Raw genomic sequence first — 14,233 nt, 5'->3', positions numbered from 1 at the left:
GAAATCGCCTCGGTCCGTGCCAGTCTAGACCGATACGGGCGGGATGCGAGCGTGGCCGTTCCGCGTCGGGCGCGACCGTCGCCGGCGGCATCTTCCCCGGCGCCCCCGTTCCATGCCAGAAGGGCGCGACGTACGCATCCCCTTCCACGACGGCCGGAGCCCCATGGCGACGATCGACGATACGCTGCGCGTCCTCGAGGACGTCTTCGGCTACCCGGGCTTCCGGCCCGGGCAGGAGGACGTCGTGCGCGCCGTGCTCGACGGCGAGGACGTGCTCGCTGTGATGCCGACCGGTGCCGGCAAGTCCCTGTGCTACCAGCTCCCGGCCCTCGTGCGCGACGGCCTCACCGTCGTGGTCTCCCCGCTGATCGCGCTGATGCGCGATCAGGTCGCGGCGCTGCGCAACAACGGCGTGTCGGCCGGCGCGCTCAACTCCGCCAACGACGAGGCGGAGGCGGCGCGGGTGCGCGAGGCGATGCGCGAGGGCTCCCTCAGGCTCCTCTACGTCTCCCCCGAGCGGCTCGGCTCGGAGAGCCTCGCCGACGCCCTGATGCGGCGCGGCGTCTCGCTGCTCGCCATCGACGAGGCGCATTGCGTCTCGCAATGGGGGCACGACTTCCGTCCGGACTACGCGCGACTGGGCGACGTGCGCCGCCGGCTGGGCGACGTGCAGACCATGGCGCTGACCGCGACCGCGGACGCCGCGACCCGCGACGACATCGCCCAGCGCCTGTTCCCCGCGACGCGCCCGCGCGTCTTCGTCCACGGCTTCGACCGGCCGAACCTGCGCCTCGCCATGAGCCCCAAGACGGACGCGACGCGCCAGATCGCGGCCTTCCTCGCCAGGCACCGCGACGAGAGCGGCATCGTCTACTGCGCGACCCGCAAGGCGGTGGAGAGCCTCGCCGACAAGCTCGGTGGCCTGGGCCTGCGCGCCCTGCCCTACCACGCCGGGCTCGCGCAGGAGGTTCGCCAGGCCAACCAGGACACCTTCCTCCAGGAGGACGGGATCGTCATGGTCGCGACGGTCGCCTTCGGCATGGGCGTCGACAAGCCGGACGTGCGCTTCGTCGCCCACGCGGCGATGCCCAAGACGATCGAGTCCTACTACCAGGAGATCGGCCGCGCCGGCCGCGACGGCGCGCCGGCGGACACGCTCACGCTCTACGGCCTCGACGACATGCGGCTGCGTCGCCAGCAGATCGCCGAGAGCCAGGCCCCCGACGAGGTCAAGCGCATCGAGTACCGCCGCTTCGACGCCCTCGTCGCCCTGTGCGAGGCGCCGCGCTGCCGTCGGCAGACGCTGCTCGCCTATTTCGGCGAGACCTCCGAGCCCTGCGGCCATTGCGACCTGTGCGAGGGGGGCGTCACGCTGTTCGACGCCACCCGCGAGGCGCAGATGATCCTCTCGGCCATCGCCCGCACCGGCGAGCGCTTCGGCTCGGAGCACATCGTCTGCGTGCTCGTCGGCGACGAGACCGAGCAGGTGCGCCGCTTCGGGCACGAGCGCATCCGCACCTTCGGGGTCGGGCGCGACAAGGCCAAGAACGAGTGGCGCGGGCTCATCCGGCAGGTCTACGCCGGCGGGCTGATCGAGACCGACCTCGGCGGCTACGGCGCCTGGCGCATCACGCAGCGCGGCGACGCGGTGCTGCGCGGAGGCGAGACGGTGACGCTGCGCGCCGACGTCCACGCCCCCAAGGACACGAAGAAGGCGCGCCGCGCCGCCGCCATCGCGGACGCGGGGCTCGCCTCCGATCCTCTGATCGAGGCGCTGCGCGCCCTGCGCACCCGGCTCGCCAAGGACGAGGGTGTGCCCGCCTACGTGATCTTCACGGACCGCACCATGATCGACATCGCCGAGCGCCGGCCGGACACGCTCGACGCCCTCGCCGCCTGCCACGGCGTCGGCAAAGCGAAGGTCGCGCGCTACGGCGAGGATATCGTCGCAGCCGTGCGCGGGGCGGGTTGACACCTCTCCATTGCGTTCCTTACGGCGTAGGATCAACTTCTCATAAACTACCCGACGAATGCCGCACGTTCGCACCGGTTCCCACTGCATTCCCTTAGGGCAGTCTTAATCGACCCGGGCGCTCCCTCGCATGGTGCGAGGAGGTGTCGCCATGATTTCGGGACGTCGGGTGCGCGAGGCGATCGCGGCGAGGGGCGGGAACGTCGCCATCGCGTTCGCGCTGGTGATGGTGCCGGTCTTCGGCCTCGTCGGGGCCGCGGTCGACTACACCCGTGCGCGCAACGCCGCGGACAAGATCCAGCTCGCGCTCGACAACGCGGCGCTCGCCGCCGTGCGCGAGCCCGACGCGACGACGAAGGAGAGCATGCTCGCCTTCGCCCGCCAGCAGCTGGAGGCGACCCTCGGCCCCGACGCGGCCCTGAACATCGCGGACCTCGACGGCGACAAGGTCGACGAAAGGGTGTGGCTGCGCGCCCGCGTGCGGGTCGCGACGACGTTCATGCGCGTCGCCAATGTCGACGACCTGTCGGTGTCGCGCTACAGCGAAGCGAGCTACGGCCGCAAGTCGATCGACATCGCGCTCGTCATGGACAACACCGGCTCGATGCAGTCGCGCTCCAAGATGACCGAGCTCAAGCGGGCGCTGTGCGGCGACGCGTCCTGCACGAACGCGAACCCGACGAGCGGCTTCATGCACATCATGCGCGAGGCGGCGAGCGGCCCGAACCGCATCCGCGTCGGCCTCGTGCCCTTCGACATCTCGGTGCGCGTCCCGCAATCGGTCCAGGACGCCGTGCGCACGGAGCGTCCGCTGACCTCGCGGGTGACGGTGCCGCCGCGCGGCAGCGGGTACTGCACCGTGCCCGGCGGGCCGCTCGACGTGGAGCGCGTCTCGTGGCTGCGCTTCGCCGCCGCCGACGCCGACCCCGCGACGGGCTGCTGGCAATGGGGCCGGGCGACACCGGCGACCTGGGACGGCTGCGTGTGGGATCGCGACCGGATCCCAGACGATCTCGACGTCACCGACGCGGACGTCGACGTCGACGACGTCCGCACCCTCTTCCCGGCGGTGAACTGCTTCAACACGAGCCTCGCGCGCATGGCGCCGCTCGCCGACGTGTGGACGCAAAACGCATCCATCGTCTCCTCGATCCGCCAGATGACGCCCTCCGGCAACACGAACGTCACCATCGGCGCGGCCTGGGGCATGGCGATGCTCACCGCGCGCGAGCCCTTCGTCGAGGCGGGCACCATCGTCGGCGAGGAGGTGGAGCGCTTCATGATCCTGCTCACCGACGGCGACAACACCCAGAACAAGTTCCGGCAGAACCGCGCGGAGATGGACGCGCGCACCCGCGCCGCCTGCGACAGCGCCAAGGCGGCGGGCATCGTCGTCGTGACCGTGCGGGTGATCAACGGCAACCGTGACCTGCTGCGGCGCTGCGCCAGCTCGTCGGACCTCTACTACGAGGTCTCCCAGGCCTCCGACCTCAAGCGCGTGTTCGACGAGATCGCACGGCGCATCGGCTCGATCCGCCTGACGCAGTGACGGGCGCCGGCCGCGCCGGGGAGACGCATCCCGAGCGCGGCCGTCGGAACGCCTCCGCGGCCTTCGTGTTCAAAGGGCCTGCGGACGGCCGGAGCCTCCGCGCAATCGGAGGCCCCGCATGAGAGCGCTGAGCTGGCACGGCAAGCACGACATCCGCTGCGACACCGTCCCCGACCCACGGATCGAGCACCCCCGCGACGCCATCGTGCGCGTCACCAGCTGCGCGATCTGCGGCTCCGACCTGCACCTGTACGACAATTTCATCCCCGGCATGAAGCCGGGAGACGTCATGGGCCACGAGTGCATGGGCGAGGTGGTCGAGGTCGGCCCCGAGTCGCGCCATGCGCTCAAGCCCGGCGACCGGGTCGTGATCCCCTTCACCATCTCCTGCGGGGACTGCCCGCAGTGCCGGCGCGGCAACTACTCCGTCTGCGAGCGCTCGAACCGCAACGCGTCGCTCGCCGAGAAGGCCTTCGGCCGCACGACCGCGGGCCTGTTCGGCTACACGCAGCTCACGGGCGGCTACCCCGGCGGCCAGGCCGAGTACATCCGCGTTCCCTTCGCCGACACGACGCACGTGAAGGTGCCCTCCACGCTCTCCGACGAGCAGCTGCTCTTCCTCTCCGACATCCTGCCGACCGGCTGGCAGGCGGCGGTCCAGCTCGGCATCGAGGAGACCGACACGGTCGCGGTGTGGGGCTGCGGCCCGGTCGGCCAGTTCGCCATCCGCTCGGCGGTGCTGCTCGGCGCCAAGCGGGTGATCGCCATCGACCGCGTGCCCGAGCGCCTCGACATGGCCGCGGCCGGCGGGGCGATGCCGATCGACTTCGAGCTCGAGAGCGTGATGGAGCGCATCGACGACCTCACGAACGGCAAGGGCCCGGAGAAGTGCATCGACGCCGTGGGTCTCGAGGCGCACGTGTCGGGACACGTCGATTCGATGTACGACCGGGCCAAGCAGGCGGTGATGGCCGAGAGCGACCGCATCCACGCGCTGCGCGAGATCATCTATCTCATCCGCCCCGCCGGCACGATCTCGATGCCCGGCGTCTACGGCGGCCTCGCGGACAAGGTCCCGCTCGGCGCCCTGATGAACAAGGGCATCACCGTGCGCACCGGCCAGACGCACACCCAACGCTGGACCGACGACCTGCTGCGCCGGATCGAGGAGGGCCAGATCGACCCGACCTTCGTGATCACCCACGTCGCCGATCTCGCCGACGGGCCCGCGCTCTACCAGACCTTCCGCGACAAGAAGGACGGCTGCGTCAAGGTCGTGCTCAAGCCCTGAGGAGTTCTTCCATGCGCTACGAATCGACCGGCTCGCCGCGCCGCGGGCATCCCGACCACGCGACCGACCGCCTCGCCCGCGGGCTCGGCCTGGTCTCGATCGCGCTCGGAGTCGCCGAGCTCGCGGCGGCCCCCGCCCTCGCGCGCGCCGCCGGCATCCCCTGCCGCGAGGGGCTGGTGCGGGCCTGCGGGGCCCGCGAGATCGCGACCGGCGTCGCGCTCCTCGCCGCGGAGGATCCGGCGCCGTGGATGTGGGCGCGGGTCGCCGGCGACGCCCTCGACCTCTCGCTCCTCGCCGGCGGTCTCGGCGACGGCCCGCGCCGGCGCGAGCGCGCGGGCCTCGCCATGGGCGGCGTCGCGGCGATCGCGCTCCTCGATCTCGCGGTGGCGAGGACGCTGGCCGGAGAGGACCGCCACCCCCGCCCGCCGCTGGCGGACTACCGAGACCGCCGCGGCTTCCCGCGTCCGCCGAGCGCGATGCGGGGCGTGGCGCGGGAGGCGGCGTCGAGCTATTGATCGGGGTCGATGCGCCGTCGATCGGCGCCCGGCGGTGGCTCGCCCGTACGAAGCCAGCGCGCTGTCTCGGGCGGGCGCGCGAGGACGAACGCGTGGGCGGCCGTGCGCTTCAGATGAACACGACCCGGCACGAGCACGTCGTCGGCCCCGCTGGCGAAATCCCGGAAGTTCCACGTCACGAGGACATCTGCTCGTCCCGCGACGGCAGCGTCGAGCACGCGTCCGTCCTCCGGATCGATGGACGCCGAGACCGCTTGCGGATCATATGGATCACGCTCTCGCATTCGCGCATCCAGCGTCGGGTACACGCCACCGCCGACCACGATGTGGGGAGGTTCCGCTGCCGGTCCCAGCAGCGCCATGGTACGCACGAGCGGCGAGCCAGACGTTGAGACTCGACGCACAGCCGGAACGCGCTCACGAACCGCCGGTCCGCTCCCAGGCGAGCGCAGCCTCCGCCGCCTCTTCCTCATTTCGGACTCGCGGAAGCTTGGAGCCGAGCTCCTCGGCCATCCGCCGCTCCGTCAGGTCCATGTCGAGACGCAGCAGGAGACGGACGATTTCCCCGCGCAGGTGGTCTTGCTCTTGCGCTGTGCCGAGAGCCTCGATCCTCCGAAGGGACGTTCGTGCGGCCTCGGGCAACGAGACGTAGAGCCCGAGCGCCTGCCCGACTAGGCTCGCGGGTGTGCGGCCCTCTACCCGGGCGACGTGCTGGAGCCGCGTCGCGACCGCATCGTCCACGTACCCGGAGACGCTTCTGACTGCCATTGTCGAAAGATCCTCGACGATCCGCAGAAACTATAGGAGCGCGTCTCCACGGGTGCAACCCGCCTTCCAGCCTGCACCCTCACATCCCCCCGTCGCGCCCGAAGCGCTCGCGGGCGGCGGCGAAGCGCAGGACGCGCTGGGCGCTCTGGACGGAGAGCTTCTCGAAGCTTTCGAAGGCGGCCTGGGTCAGCTCCATCGGCGGCGTGCGGCCGGCCTTCTTCGTGAGCAGCAGCTTCAGCGTCGCCCAGGTGAAGTCGACCGCGCGCACGACGAACAGCAGCGCCTCCCAGTCCGGCGCGTGGTAGGCGTTCGCCACCATCTCCACCGGGATCGAGCCGACATGGGCGATCGCCGCGAGCGCGTCCTCGATGCGGTTGCGGTTGAGCCACTCGACGACGTCGCGCTCCTCGAGCTTTCTGGTCCGCGCGCGGGCACGCACGAAGTCGACGGAGCCGGCCAGATCGGCCTTGGCCACTTCCGGCGCGTCGGTGTCCGCCATGCGCCGGGCGAGATCTTCGACGACGGAGTCGATCGCACGCTGCATGCGCTGGCCGAGTTCGTCCTGGAGCGTCTCGCGCACGCGCTCGCGGGCGATCTCGACGAGCTTGCCGACCTGCTCCGGCGAGAGATGGCTGCGCGCCTCGAGCACCTCCTGGAGCGCGGAATCGGCGCGGGCGCGCTCGAGCAGCGTCGAGAACCCGCGATCCGAGAAGCGCGCGCCGTCGTTGTCGGCGACCGAGCGCACGACGACCGTGTCGCCGCGATCGATCAGCACGTCGGTGACGCGGGCGGAGAGGCTCACGCGGCGCGAGAGCGCGAGCAGGTGCTCCTGCCCCTTGCTGTTCGCCACCGCGACGAGATCGTCCTCCGACAGGCGCCGGCTGCGGGCGAGGACCGGGGCTGCGACCGCCACCTCGTCGTCGAAGGCGAGATCGCGCACCACCCGCCGCGGAGCCATCGCCTCGTCGGCGAGGCGCTCGGAGAGCTCGATACGCGCGCGGAACTCGAGGTTCCGGGCGAGCCGCAGGATCACCTCGTCGAAGGCGCCGACGCGCTCCTCGTCGAGCTCGGGGGCCTTCTCGAGGAACAGGTTCGTGATCTTGCGCAGAAGGGCCGTGCGACGTCGCGCGTCGGCGCTCGACACGATCTCGTCGATCTCGTCCATCACGCTGATGAGTGCCACCATGTCGGACCTTTTGGCTCCTCTCGGCGATCATCAGGACATAAAGTCCTTATGGAATTGTGAAATCGGGTGCATCGCAGGCTGTGGGAGAGAACATCATGCCGCGTCTCTTCGTGGGGCTGGAGATACCCGAGGACGTCGTCGCGACGCTCGCCGCCTGTCGCGGCGGGCTGCCCGGGGCGCGCTGGGTCGAGCCGGAGAACTATCACGTCACCCTGCGCTTCATCGGGGACGTGGACGAGGACGTCGCCGAGGACGTCTATGCGCTGCTCGCCGAGCGGCGCCCACGCGCACCCGTCGAGATCGTGCTCGACGGGCTCGGCTGCTTCGGCGGGGACAAGCCGCATGCGGTGTTCGCGACCGTGCACGCGAGCGAGGCGCTCGTGGCGCTCCACGACGAGGCGGAGCGGCTCGTGCGGCGCGCGGGACTCGCGCCCGAGCGCCGCCGGTTCACGCCGCACGTCACCCTCGCCCGCCTGCGCCGGGTCCCCCCGCGCGACGTCGCCGCCTGGATCGCGGCGCGCGCGCCCTTCGAGCGCCTCGCCTTCTCGGCCGAGCGCATCGCGGTGTTCTCCGCACGCGAGCAGACGGGGGGCGGGCCGTACGTGGTCGAGGCGGCCTACCCGCTCGCGTGACGAGGGCGCGCTTCTCCCCCATCGGGGGAGGTGGATCGGCGCCGAAGCCGACGAGATGGAGGGGCTGCGCCGCAAGGCGCGCTTCAGTCGAGCCGAAACTCCGAGGGTCGAGCCGCGGGACCCCGCCCCTGATCCGCTGTCGCGGATCGTCCCCGCCCCGATGGGGCGGGAGCCGCGTGCGGCGCATCCCTCCCGTGCTCCGGCGAACGTTGCCGGCCCTCGCGCCGACGGCTGTACTCGGCGACGATCCGAGGGGGAACATGATCATGGACCAGACGATCACCGTCTCGCAGAGGCGATCATGACGGCGGGCGCCCTCGCCGCGCTCTTCGCGGCCATGGCGGTCCTCGCGGCGGTCCCGAGCGCGAGCGTGCTCGCGGTCTGCGCCCGCGCGGCCGCGGGTGGGTTCGCCTCGGGTGCGGCGACGGCGCTCGGCGTCGTCGTCGGCGACGTGATCTGGCTGCTCGTGGCGCTGTTCGGGCTCGCATTGCTCGAGGCCGCGCTCGGCGATCTCGCGTGGCTGATCCGCTGGGCGGGCGCGGCCTGGGTGATCTTCGTCGGCGTCTCGCTCGCCCTCGCCGCCCGCACGCGCCCCGCGGCCGGCGCGCCGAAGCCCGGGGCACCCGGCCTTCTCGCGAGCGTCGGTGCAGGGCTCGCGATCACCCTCGCCGACCAGAAGGCGGTCCTGTTCTACCTCGGATTCCTGCCGGGCTTCGTCGACCTCGCCGCCATCGGCGCGGCGCAGACCTTGCTCCTCGTCGCGATCATCGCCCTCGCCGTCGGCGGCCCGAAGCTCGCCTACGCCGTCGCCGCGGCGAAGGCCGGCGTCGTGATCGGCCCCGCCGCGGGCCGGGCGCTGACCCTGCTCGCGGCTGCGATCCTGATCGGGGTGGGCGGCGCGCTCCTGCTGGGCGGGTGAGCGCGACGCCGGCCGAAGCTATTCCGCCGCTTCGCGCACCGGCTGCGGCGGAGTCCAGCGCAGGATCGGCTGGCGCGCGGCACGGGTCTCGTCGAGGCGCCGGCGCGGGGCGTGGTAGGGCGCGCCGGAGAAGCGGGCGGTCTCCCCCGCCTTCGCCGCCATGGCGAGGTCGCGCAGGGCCGCGACGAACAGATCCATCGAGGCCTTCGACTCGCTCTCGGTCGGCTCGATCAGCATGGCGCCGTGGACGACGAGGGGGAAGTACATCGTCATCGGGTGGTAGCCCTCGTCGATCATCGCCTTGGCGAAATCGAGGGTGGAGACGCCCGTGTCCTTCAGCCATTCGTCGTCGAACAGCACCTCGTGCATGGACGGGTGGTCCGGGAAGGGCAGGCTCATCAGGTCGGCGAGGCCGGCGCGGATGTAGTTGGCGTTGAGCACCGCGTCCTCGGAGGCCTGCTTCATGCCGTCCGACCCGTGCGAGAGCATGTAGGCGAGCGCGCGCACGTACATGCCCATCTGGCCGTGGAAGGCGGTGATGCGCCCGAAGGGCTGCCCCTCCGGCGCGTCGGCCTCGTGCTCGACGAGGGTGAACGATCCGTCGGCGGCCCTGGTGACGAAGGGCACGGGCGCGAAGGCCGCGAGGCGCTGCGAGAGCACCACCGGCCCCGAACCCGGCCCGCCGCCGCCGTGGGGCGTCGAGAAGGTCTTGTGCAGGTTGATGTGCATGGCGTCGACGCCGAGATCGCCCGGCCGCGCCTTGCCGACGATGGCGTTGAAGTTCGCGCCGTCGCAGTAGAAATAGGCGCCGACCGCGTGGAGCGCCTGCGCGATCTCCACGATCTGCGGCTCGAACAGGCCGCAGGTGTTGGGGTTCGTCAGCATGATCGCCGCGACCTCGGGGCCGAGGAGATCCTTCACCGCCTCGACGCGCACCGTGCCGTCCTCGGCCGCGGGGACCTCGCGCACGGTGAAGCCCAGCAGCGCCGCGGTCGCCGGGTTGGTGCCGTGGGCGCTCTCGGGCACGAGCACGACATTGCGCGTCTCGCCCTCGCCCTTGGCCACGATCGCGGCCTTGATCGCCATCATCCCGCACAGCTCGCCGTGCGCGCCGGCCTTCGGCGAGAGCGCCACCGTGGTCATGCCGGTCAGCGTCACGAGGTAGTGCGCGAGTTCGTCCATCAGCGCGAGCGCGCCGGGCACGGTCGAGACCGGCTGGAGCGGGTGCACGTCGGAGAAGCCCGGCAGGCGGGCCATCTTCTCGTTGAGCCGGGCGTTGTGCTTCATCGTGCACGAGCCGAGCGGGAAGAGGCCGGTGTCGATGCCGTAGTTCTTCTGGGAGAGCTTGACGAAATGGCGCATCGTCTCGGGCTCGGAGAGCCCGGGGATGCCGATCTCGCCCTCGCGCGCGAGCCCGCCGAGGCGGGGCGTGAAGTCCTCCGGCTCGTCGAGATCGACGCCGGTGACGTCGTATCGCCCGATCTCGAAGGAGAGCGCCTCCTCCTGCACGAGGGCACGGTTGCCGGTGAAGGTGCCGGCGCTCTGCGCGGCTTCCGCGGAGCCGGCGGCGGTGGGGCGTCCCTGGCGGTTCAGCATGAGTGGGCTCCGTAATGGGAAAGCATATGTGCGGCGGCGACCCTTCTCCTTCCCTGTAGGGGAAGGTGGCGCCGCGCGCAGCACGGTGACGGATGGGGCGCGCGGAGCGCGTTCGGCGAAGCCGAATTCGACGGGTTTGACTCTCGGGCGCCGGGGCATCTCCGCTTCGCGGAACGCGTCGCTATGCGCCGCGCCCCATCCGTCTCGGCGTCGCCGAGCCACCTTCCCCTACCGGGAAGGAGGTTGGCCGGGCATGCGGGGCGCAGCATCACGACAGCGCCCCCCGCAGCCCGTCCACCAGCGCCGCACGATCCTCGTCCGTGTTGACCTCCGTCGAGGCCACCAGCAGCAGGTCGTCGAGCCCCGCCTGGGGCGCGAGCCGCGAATAGGGCACGCCGGCGAGAACGCCCTCGGCGGCGAGGCGCTCGACCACCTGCACCGCCGGCTTGGAGAGGCGCAGCGTCATCTCGTTGAAGAAGGCCTCGTTCACCACCTCCACCCCCGGCACGCCGGCGAGCATGTCCGCGAGCTTCACCGCATTGGCGTGGTTGATCCGCGCCAGACGCTGGAGGCCGGTCTGGCCGAGCAGCGTCATGTGGATCGTGAAGGCGAGGCAGCAGAGCCCCGAGTTCGTGCAGATGTTCGACGTCGCCTTGTCGCGGCGGATGTGCTGCTCGCGGGTCGAGAGCGTCAGCACGAAGCCGCGGCGGCCTTCCGCGTCCACCGTCTCGCCGCACAGGCGCCCGGGCATCTGGCGCACGAACTTCTGGCGCGCGGCGAAGAGGCCGACATACGGGCCGCCGAAGTTCAGCGCGTTGCCGATCGACTGGCCCTCGCCCACCACGATGTCCGCGCCCATGGCGCCGGGCGGCGTCACGAGGCCGAGCGAGACCACCTCGGTGAACACCGCGATCAGGAGTGCGCCCGCGGCATGCGCGGCGTCGGCGATCTTGCGCAGGTCACGCAGATTGCCGAACACGTCGGGCGTCTGCACGACGACGCAGGAGGTGTCCTTGTCGATCAACGAAACGATGTCCTCCGCCGCAGTCGCGTCCGGCGCGAGGCGCTCGACGCGGTCGTTCGCCATCTCGGAGAGCGTCTCGATCACCTCGGCGTAGTGCGGATGCAGCCCGCCGGAGAGGATCGCCTTGTTGCGCTTGGTGACGCGGTGCGCCATCAGCACCGCCTCGCCGGCGGCGGTGGAGCCGTCGTACATCGAGGCGTTGGCCACATCCATGCCCGTGAGCGCCGCGACCTGGGTCTGGAACTCGAACAGGTACTGCAGCGTGCCCTGCGCGATCTCGGGCTGGTAGGGCGTGTAGCTCGTCAGGAATTCGGAGCGCTGGATCAGGTGATCCACCGAGGCGGGGACGTGGTGCTTGTAGGCGCCGGCGCCCACGAAGAAGGGCACGCTCGAGGCGGGCACGTTCCGCGCCGCCATGCGGCCGAGGATGCGCTCGACCTCGAGCTCGCCCTTGCGGCGCGGCAGGTCGACGGGCTCGGTGAGGAGCTTGTCCGCGGGCACGTCGACGAACAGGTCGTCGACGTGCGAGACGCCGACCTTGGCGAGCATCTCGGCGCGGTCGTCGGGGGAAAGCGGGAGGTAGCGCATCGGCTGGCCGTCTCGTCAGTGGGGAGGGGTGTCGTCCACGCCCGCGACCACGATCTCAGTGCGGACCGAGTTCGCGATGAAGCACTCGCGGTGCGTGAGGTGATGCATGGCGGCGATGGTCGCCGGGTCGGGCCGGCGCTGGCCGGCCCATGCGATCGAAGGATCGAGCACGACGCGCGAGACCCAGAGCCTGCCGTGCTCGTTCGGCGTCATCACGCCCCGCGCCACGTCCTCGTAGGTCTCGATCAGGTAGCGCTTCTTCGCCGCGATCGAGAGGAAGACGAGCATGTGGCAGCTGGCGATGGCGGCGACGAAGGCCTCCTCCGGGTCGACCGCGTCCGCGCGCGACCAGGGCAGCGGCACGACGAGAGGCGAGGACGAGGCCGGCACGGTGATGCCGCCGTCGAACGTCCAGGTGTGGCCGCGGTCGTAGGCCGCGCCGAGGAAGTCGCCGCCCGCGCGCGCCCAGCGGATCGTCGCCGTGTAGAGATGCTCGCCGTCGGACATGCCGCCTCGCGCCACGCGCGCCTCCGTCAGCCGATCGAGGTCACGTAGGCCTCGTAGTCGGCCTCGCTCATCAGGGTATCGAGCTCGGAGGGGTCCGAGAGCTTGAGCTTGACGAACCAGCCCGCGCCGAGCGGATCCTCGTTGATGGCGGCGGGCGTCCCCTCCAGATCGCCGTTGACCGCGACGACCTCGCCAGAGACCGGGGCGTAGACCTCGGAGGCCGCCTTGACGCTCTCCACCACCGCGGCCTCGCCGCCCTTGGCGATCGTCTTGCCGACCTCGGGGAGCTCGACGTAGACGACGTCGCCGAGCTGGCCCTGGGCGTAGTCGGTGATGCCCACCGTGCCGACATCGCCGTCGACGCGGATGTATTCGTGATCCTTGGTGTAGCGTACGGTCATGACGGCCTCCTGATGCGGCTCTCTGTCGGTCTCAGCGCTTGAAGCGGGCGGGCGTGAAGGGCATCGGCACGACGAGGCCGGAAAGCGGCTTGCCGCGCACGACGCAGTGCAGCGCGGTGCCGACCGCAGCCGCCTGCGGCGTCACGTAGCCCATGACGATCGGCCGCTCGACGCTCGGCCCGAAGCCGCCCGAGGTGACGACGCCGACGCCCTCCCCGTCCGGCGTCGTGATCGGCGCGCCCTCGCGGGCCGGCGCACGGCCCTCGAGCGCGATGCCGACGCGCGTGCGCGCGGCCCCCCCGGCGAGCTCGCGCTGGATGCGCGCGGCGCCCGGGAAGCCACCGTCCTCGCGGCGGCGCTTCTGGATCGACCAGGTGAGCCCCGCCTCGACGGGGCTCGTCGTCGTGTCGATGTCGTGACCGTAGAGGCACAGCCCCGCCTCGAGGCGCAGCGAATCGCGTGCGCCGAGCCCGATCGGCTCGACCCGCTCGTCCGCGAGGAGCGCGTCCCACAAGGCCGGCGCGTCCGCGGCCGAGACCGAGATCTCCCAGCCGTCCTCGCCGGTGTAGCCCGAGCGGGAGACGTGGACGTCGAAGCCGTGGAGCCGGATGCGCGCCGTGCGCATGAAGGTCAGCGCGACGGCGTCGGCCGCGCCCGCATCCGCCATCACCGCCTCGGCCGCCGGCCCCTGGAGCGCGAGGAGCGCACGGTCGTCGTGTCGCTCGAGGCGCAGGTTCGCCGGCAGCCGCGCCACCATGTGGGCGTAGTCGCCCTCCTTGGTGCCGGCGTTGACGACGAGGTGGAGCCTGCCCTGGTCCGCATCCGCGAGCGGGCGGGACACCATGAGGTCGTCGAGGATGCCGCCCTCGTCGGTGAGGAGCTGGGTGTAGCGCTGCTGGCCGGGCGCGAGCTCGCGGATGGCGGCGGGCACGAGCGTCTCGAGCGCGCGCGCCGTGGTCTCGTGATCGGGGCCGACGAGGGTCGCCTGGCCCATGTGCGAGACGTCGAACAGGCCGGCCCGGGAGCGCGTCCACAGGTGCTCGGCGAGGATGCCGGTCGGGTACTGCACCGGCATCGCCCAGCCCGCGAAGGGCACGATGCGCGCGCCCGCGTCCACGTGCCGCGCGTGAAGGGGCGTCCGAGCCAGCGTGTCGGCGGATCCGGCGACGGTGTCGGCCATGGGTGCCTCTCGGTCGAAGGTGGACGGACGCGCCGACGGCTCGCGGACGAACCTCCGTTGCGCGCCCCCTCTGTCCTCGACCTGAGAGATTTCCCGCCGCGGCCC

General features: G+C 71.6%; 14 protein-coding genes. 6 read left to right on the top strand and 8 right to left on the bottom strand.

Translation table 11 applies throughout. The features are described 5' to 3' along the window. Nucleotides 1–163: 163 nt before the first annotated feature. The 4 genes from recQ to AB9M23_RS01820 all read left to right on the top strand — a co-directional run bounded on the left by recQ (nucleotide 164) and on the right by AB9M23_RS01820 (nucleotide 5,327). A complete protein-coding gene (gene recQ, locus AB9M23_RS01835; RefSeq protein WP_372422017.1) occupies nucleotides 164–1,972 on the top strand; it encodes a DNA helicase RecQ in 1,809 nt (602 codons plus the stop codon). 151 nt (nucleotides 1,973–2,123) lie between these two features. Next, on the top strand, nucleotides 2,124–3,521 hold the full coding sequence (locus tag AB9M23_RS01830) for a VWA domain-containing protein (RefSeq protein ID WP_372422015.1): 1,398 nt from the start codon (nucleotides 2,124–2,126) through the stop codon (nucleotides 3,519–3,521). Between the two features lie 118 nt (nucleotides 3,522–3,639). Beyond that, nucleotides 3,640–4,812, top strand: a complete 1,173-nt coding sequence (locus tag AB9M23_RS01825) for a zinc-dependent alcohol dehydrogenase (protein WP_372422014.1) — start codon at nucleotides 3,640–3,642, stop codon at nucleotides 4,810–4,812. Nucleotides 4,813–4,823: 11 nt separating this feature from the next. After that, nucleotides 4,824–5,327 (top strand): cyclase dehydrase, encoded by a 504-nt coding sequence (locus tag AB9M23_RS01820; protein WP_372422013.1) that lies wholly within the window; start codon nucleotides 4,824–4,826, stop codon nucleotides 5,325–5,327. On the opposite strand, the gene AB9M23_RS01815 is transcribed toward AB9M23_RS01820, so the two are convergent. From AB9M23_RS01815 to AB9M23_RS01805, 3 genes are all read right to left on the bottom strand, one after another. Beyond that, nucleotides 5,321–5,689, bottom strand: coding sequence for a PIN domain-containing protein (locus AB9M23_RS01815; protein ID WP_372422012.1), 369 nt, complete (start codon nucleotides 5,687–5,689; stop codon nucleotides 5,321–5,323). The two genes, AB9M23_RS01820 and AB9M23_RS01815, sit on opposite strands and share 7 nt — an antisense overlap. 55 nt (nucleotides 5,690–5,744) lie before the next feature. Next, nucleotides 5,745–6,095 carry a hypothetical protein gene (locus tag AB9M23_RS01810; RefSeq protein WP_372422011.1) on the bottom strand — a complete coding sequence of 117 codons (351 nt, stop codon included), beginning with the start codon at nucleotides 6,093–6,095 and terminating at the stop codon, nucleotides 5,745–5,747. A 79-nt stretch (nucleotides 6,096–6,174) separates the two neighbouring features. Further along, nucleotides 6,175–7,281 (bottom strand): DUF2336 domain-containing protein, encoded by a 1,107-nt coding sequence (locus tag AB9M23_RS01805; protein ID WP_372422010.1) that lies wholly within the window; start codon nucleotides 7,279–7,281, stop codon nucleotides 6,175–6,177. Between the two features lie 95 nt (nucleotides 7,282–7,376). On the opposite strand from AB9M23_RS01805, the gene thpR reads away from it, so the two are divergent. Together thpR and AB9M23_RS01795 are read left to right on the top strand one after the other, a co-directional pair. After that, complete coding sequence (gene thpR, locus AB9M23_RS01800; protein WP_372422009.1) at nucleotides 7,377–7,913, top strand: RNA 2',3'-cyclic phosphodiesterase; 537 nt, start codon at nucleotides 7,377–7,379, stop codon at nucleotides 7,911–7,913. A 301-nt stretch (nucleotides 7,914–8,214) separates the two neighbouring features. Further along, nucleotides 8,215–8,832 (top strand): LysE family translocator, encoded by a 618-nt coding sequence (locus AB9M23_RS01795; RefSeq protein ID WP_372422007.1) that lies wholly within the window; start codon nucleotides 8,215–8,217, stop codon nucleotides 8,830–8,832. Between the two features lie 18 nt (nucleotides 8,833–8,850). On the opposite strand, the gene gcvPB is transcribed toward AB9M23_RS01795, so the two are convergent. The 5 genes from gcvPB to gcvT form a co-directional block, all read right to left on the bottom strand. Beyond that, nucleotides 8,851–10,428: an aminomethyl-transferring glycine dehydrogenase subunit GcvPB gene (gene gcvPB / locus AB9M23_RS01790; protein WP_372422005.1), complete on the bottom strand. Its 1,578-nt coding sequence runs from the start codon at nucleotides 10,426–10,428 to the stop codon at nucleotides 8,851–8,853. 268 nt (nucleotides 10,429–10,696) lie between these two features. Further along, on the bottom strand, nucleotides 10,697–12,040 hold the full coding sequence (gcvPA, locus tag AB9M23_RS01785) for an aminomethyl-transferring glycine dehydrogenase subunit GcvPA (protein ID WP_372422003.1): 1,344 nt from the start codon (nucleotides 12,038–12,040) through the stop codon (nucleotides 10,697–10,699). A 15-nt stretch (nucleotides 12,041–12,055) separates the two neighbouring features. Next, nucleotides 12,056–12,547: an OsmC family protein gene (locus tag AB9M23_RS01780; RefSeq protein WP_372422001.1), complete on the bottom strand. Its 492-nt coding sequence runs from the start codon at nucleotides 12,545–12,547 to the stop codon at nucleotides 12,056–12,058. Between the two features lie 26 nt (nucleotides 12,548–12,573). Continuing rightward, nucleotides 12,574–12,948, bottom strand: a complete 375-nt coding sequence (gene gcvH, locus AB9M23_RS01775; RefSeq protein ID WP_372421999.1) for a glycine cleavage system protein GcvH — start codon at nucleotides 12,946–12,948, stop codon at nucleotides 12,574–12,576. 31 nt (nucleotides 12,949–12,979) lie between these two features. Then, on the bottom strand, nucleotides 12,980–14,128 hold the full coding sequence (gene gcvT / locus AB9M23_RS01770; protein ID WP_372421997.1) for a glycine cleavage system aminomethyltransferase GcvT: 1,149 nt from the start codon (nucleotides 14,126–14,128) through the stop codon (nucleotides 12,980–12,982). Between the last annotated feature and the right edge of the window lie 105 nt (nucleotides 14,129–14,233).

Source organism: Salinarimonas chemoclinalis (genome assembly GCF_041514305.1).
Lineage (GTDB): Bacteria > Pseudomonadota > Alphaproteobacteria > Rhizobiales > Beijerinckiaceae > Salinarimonas > Salinarimonas chemoclinalis.
This window is presented reverse-complemented; position numbering and strand designations above follow the sequence as displayed.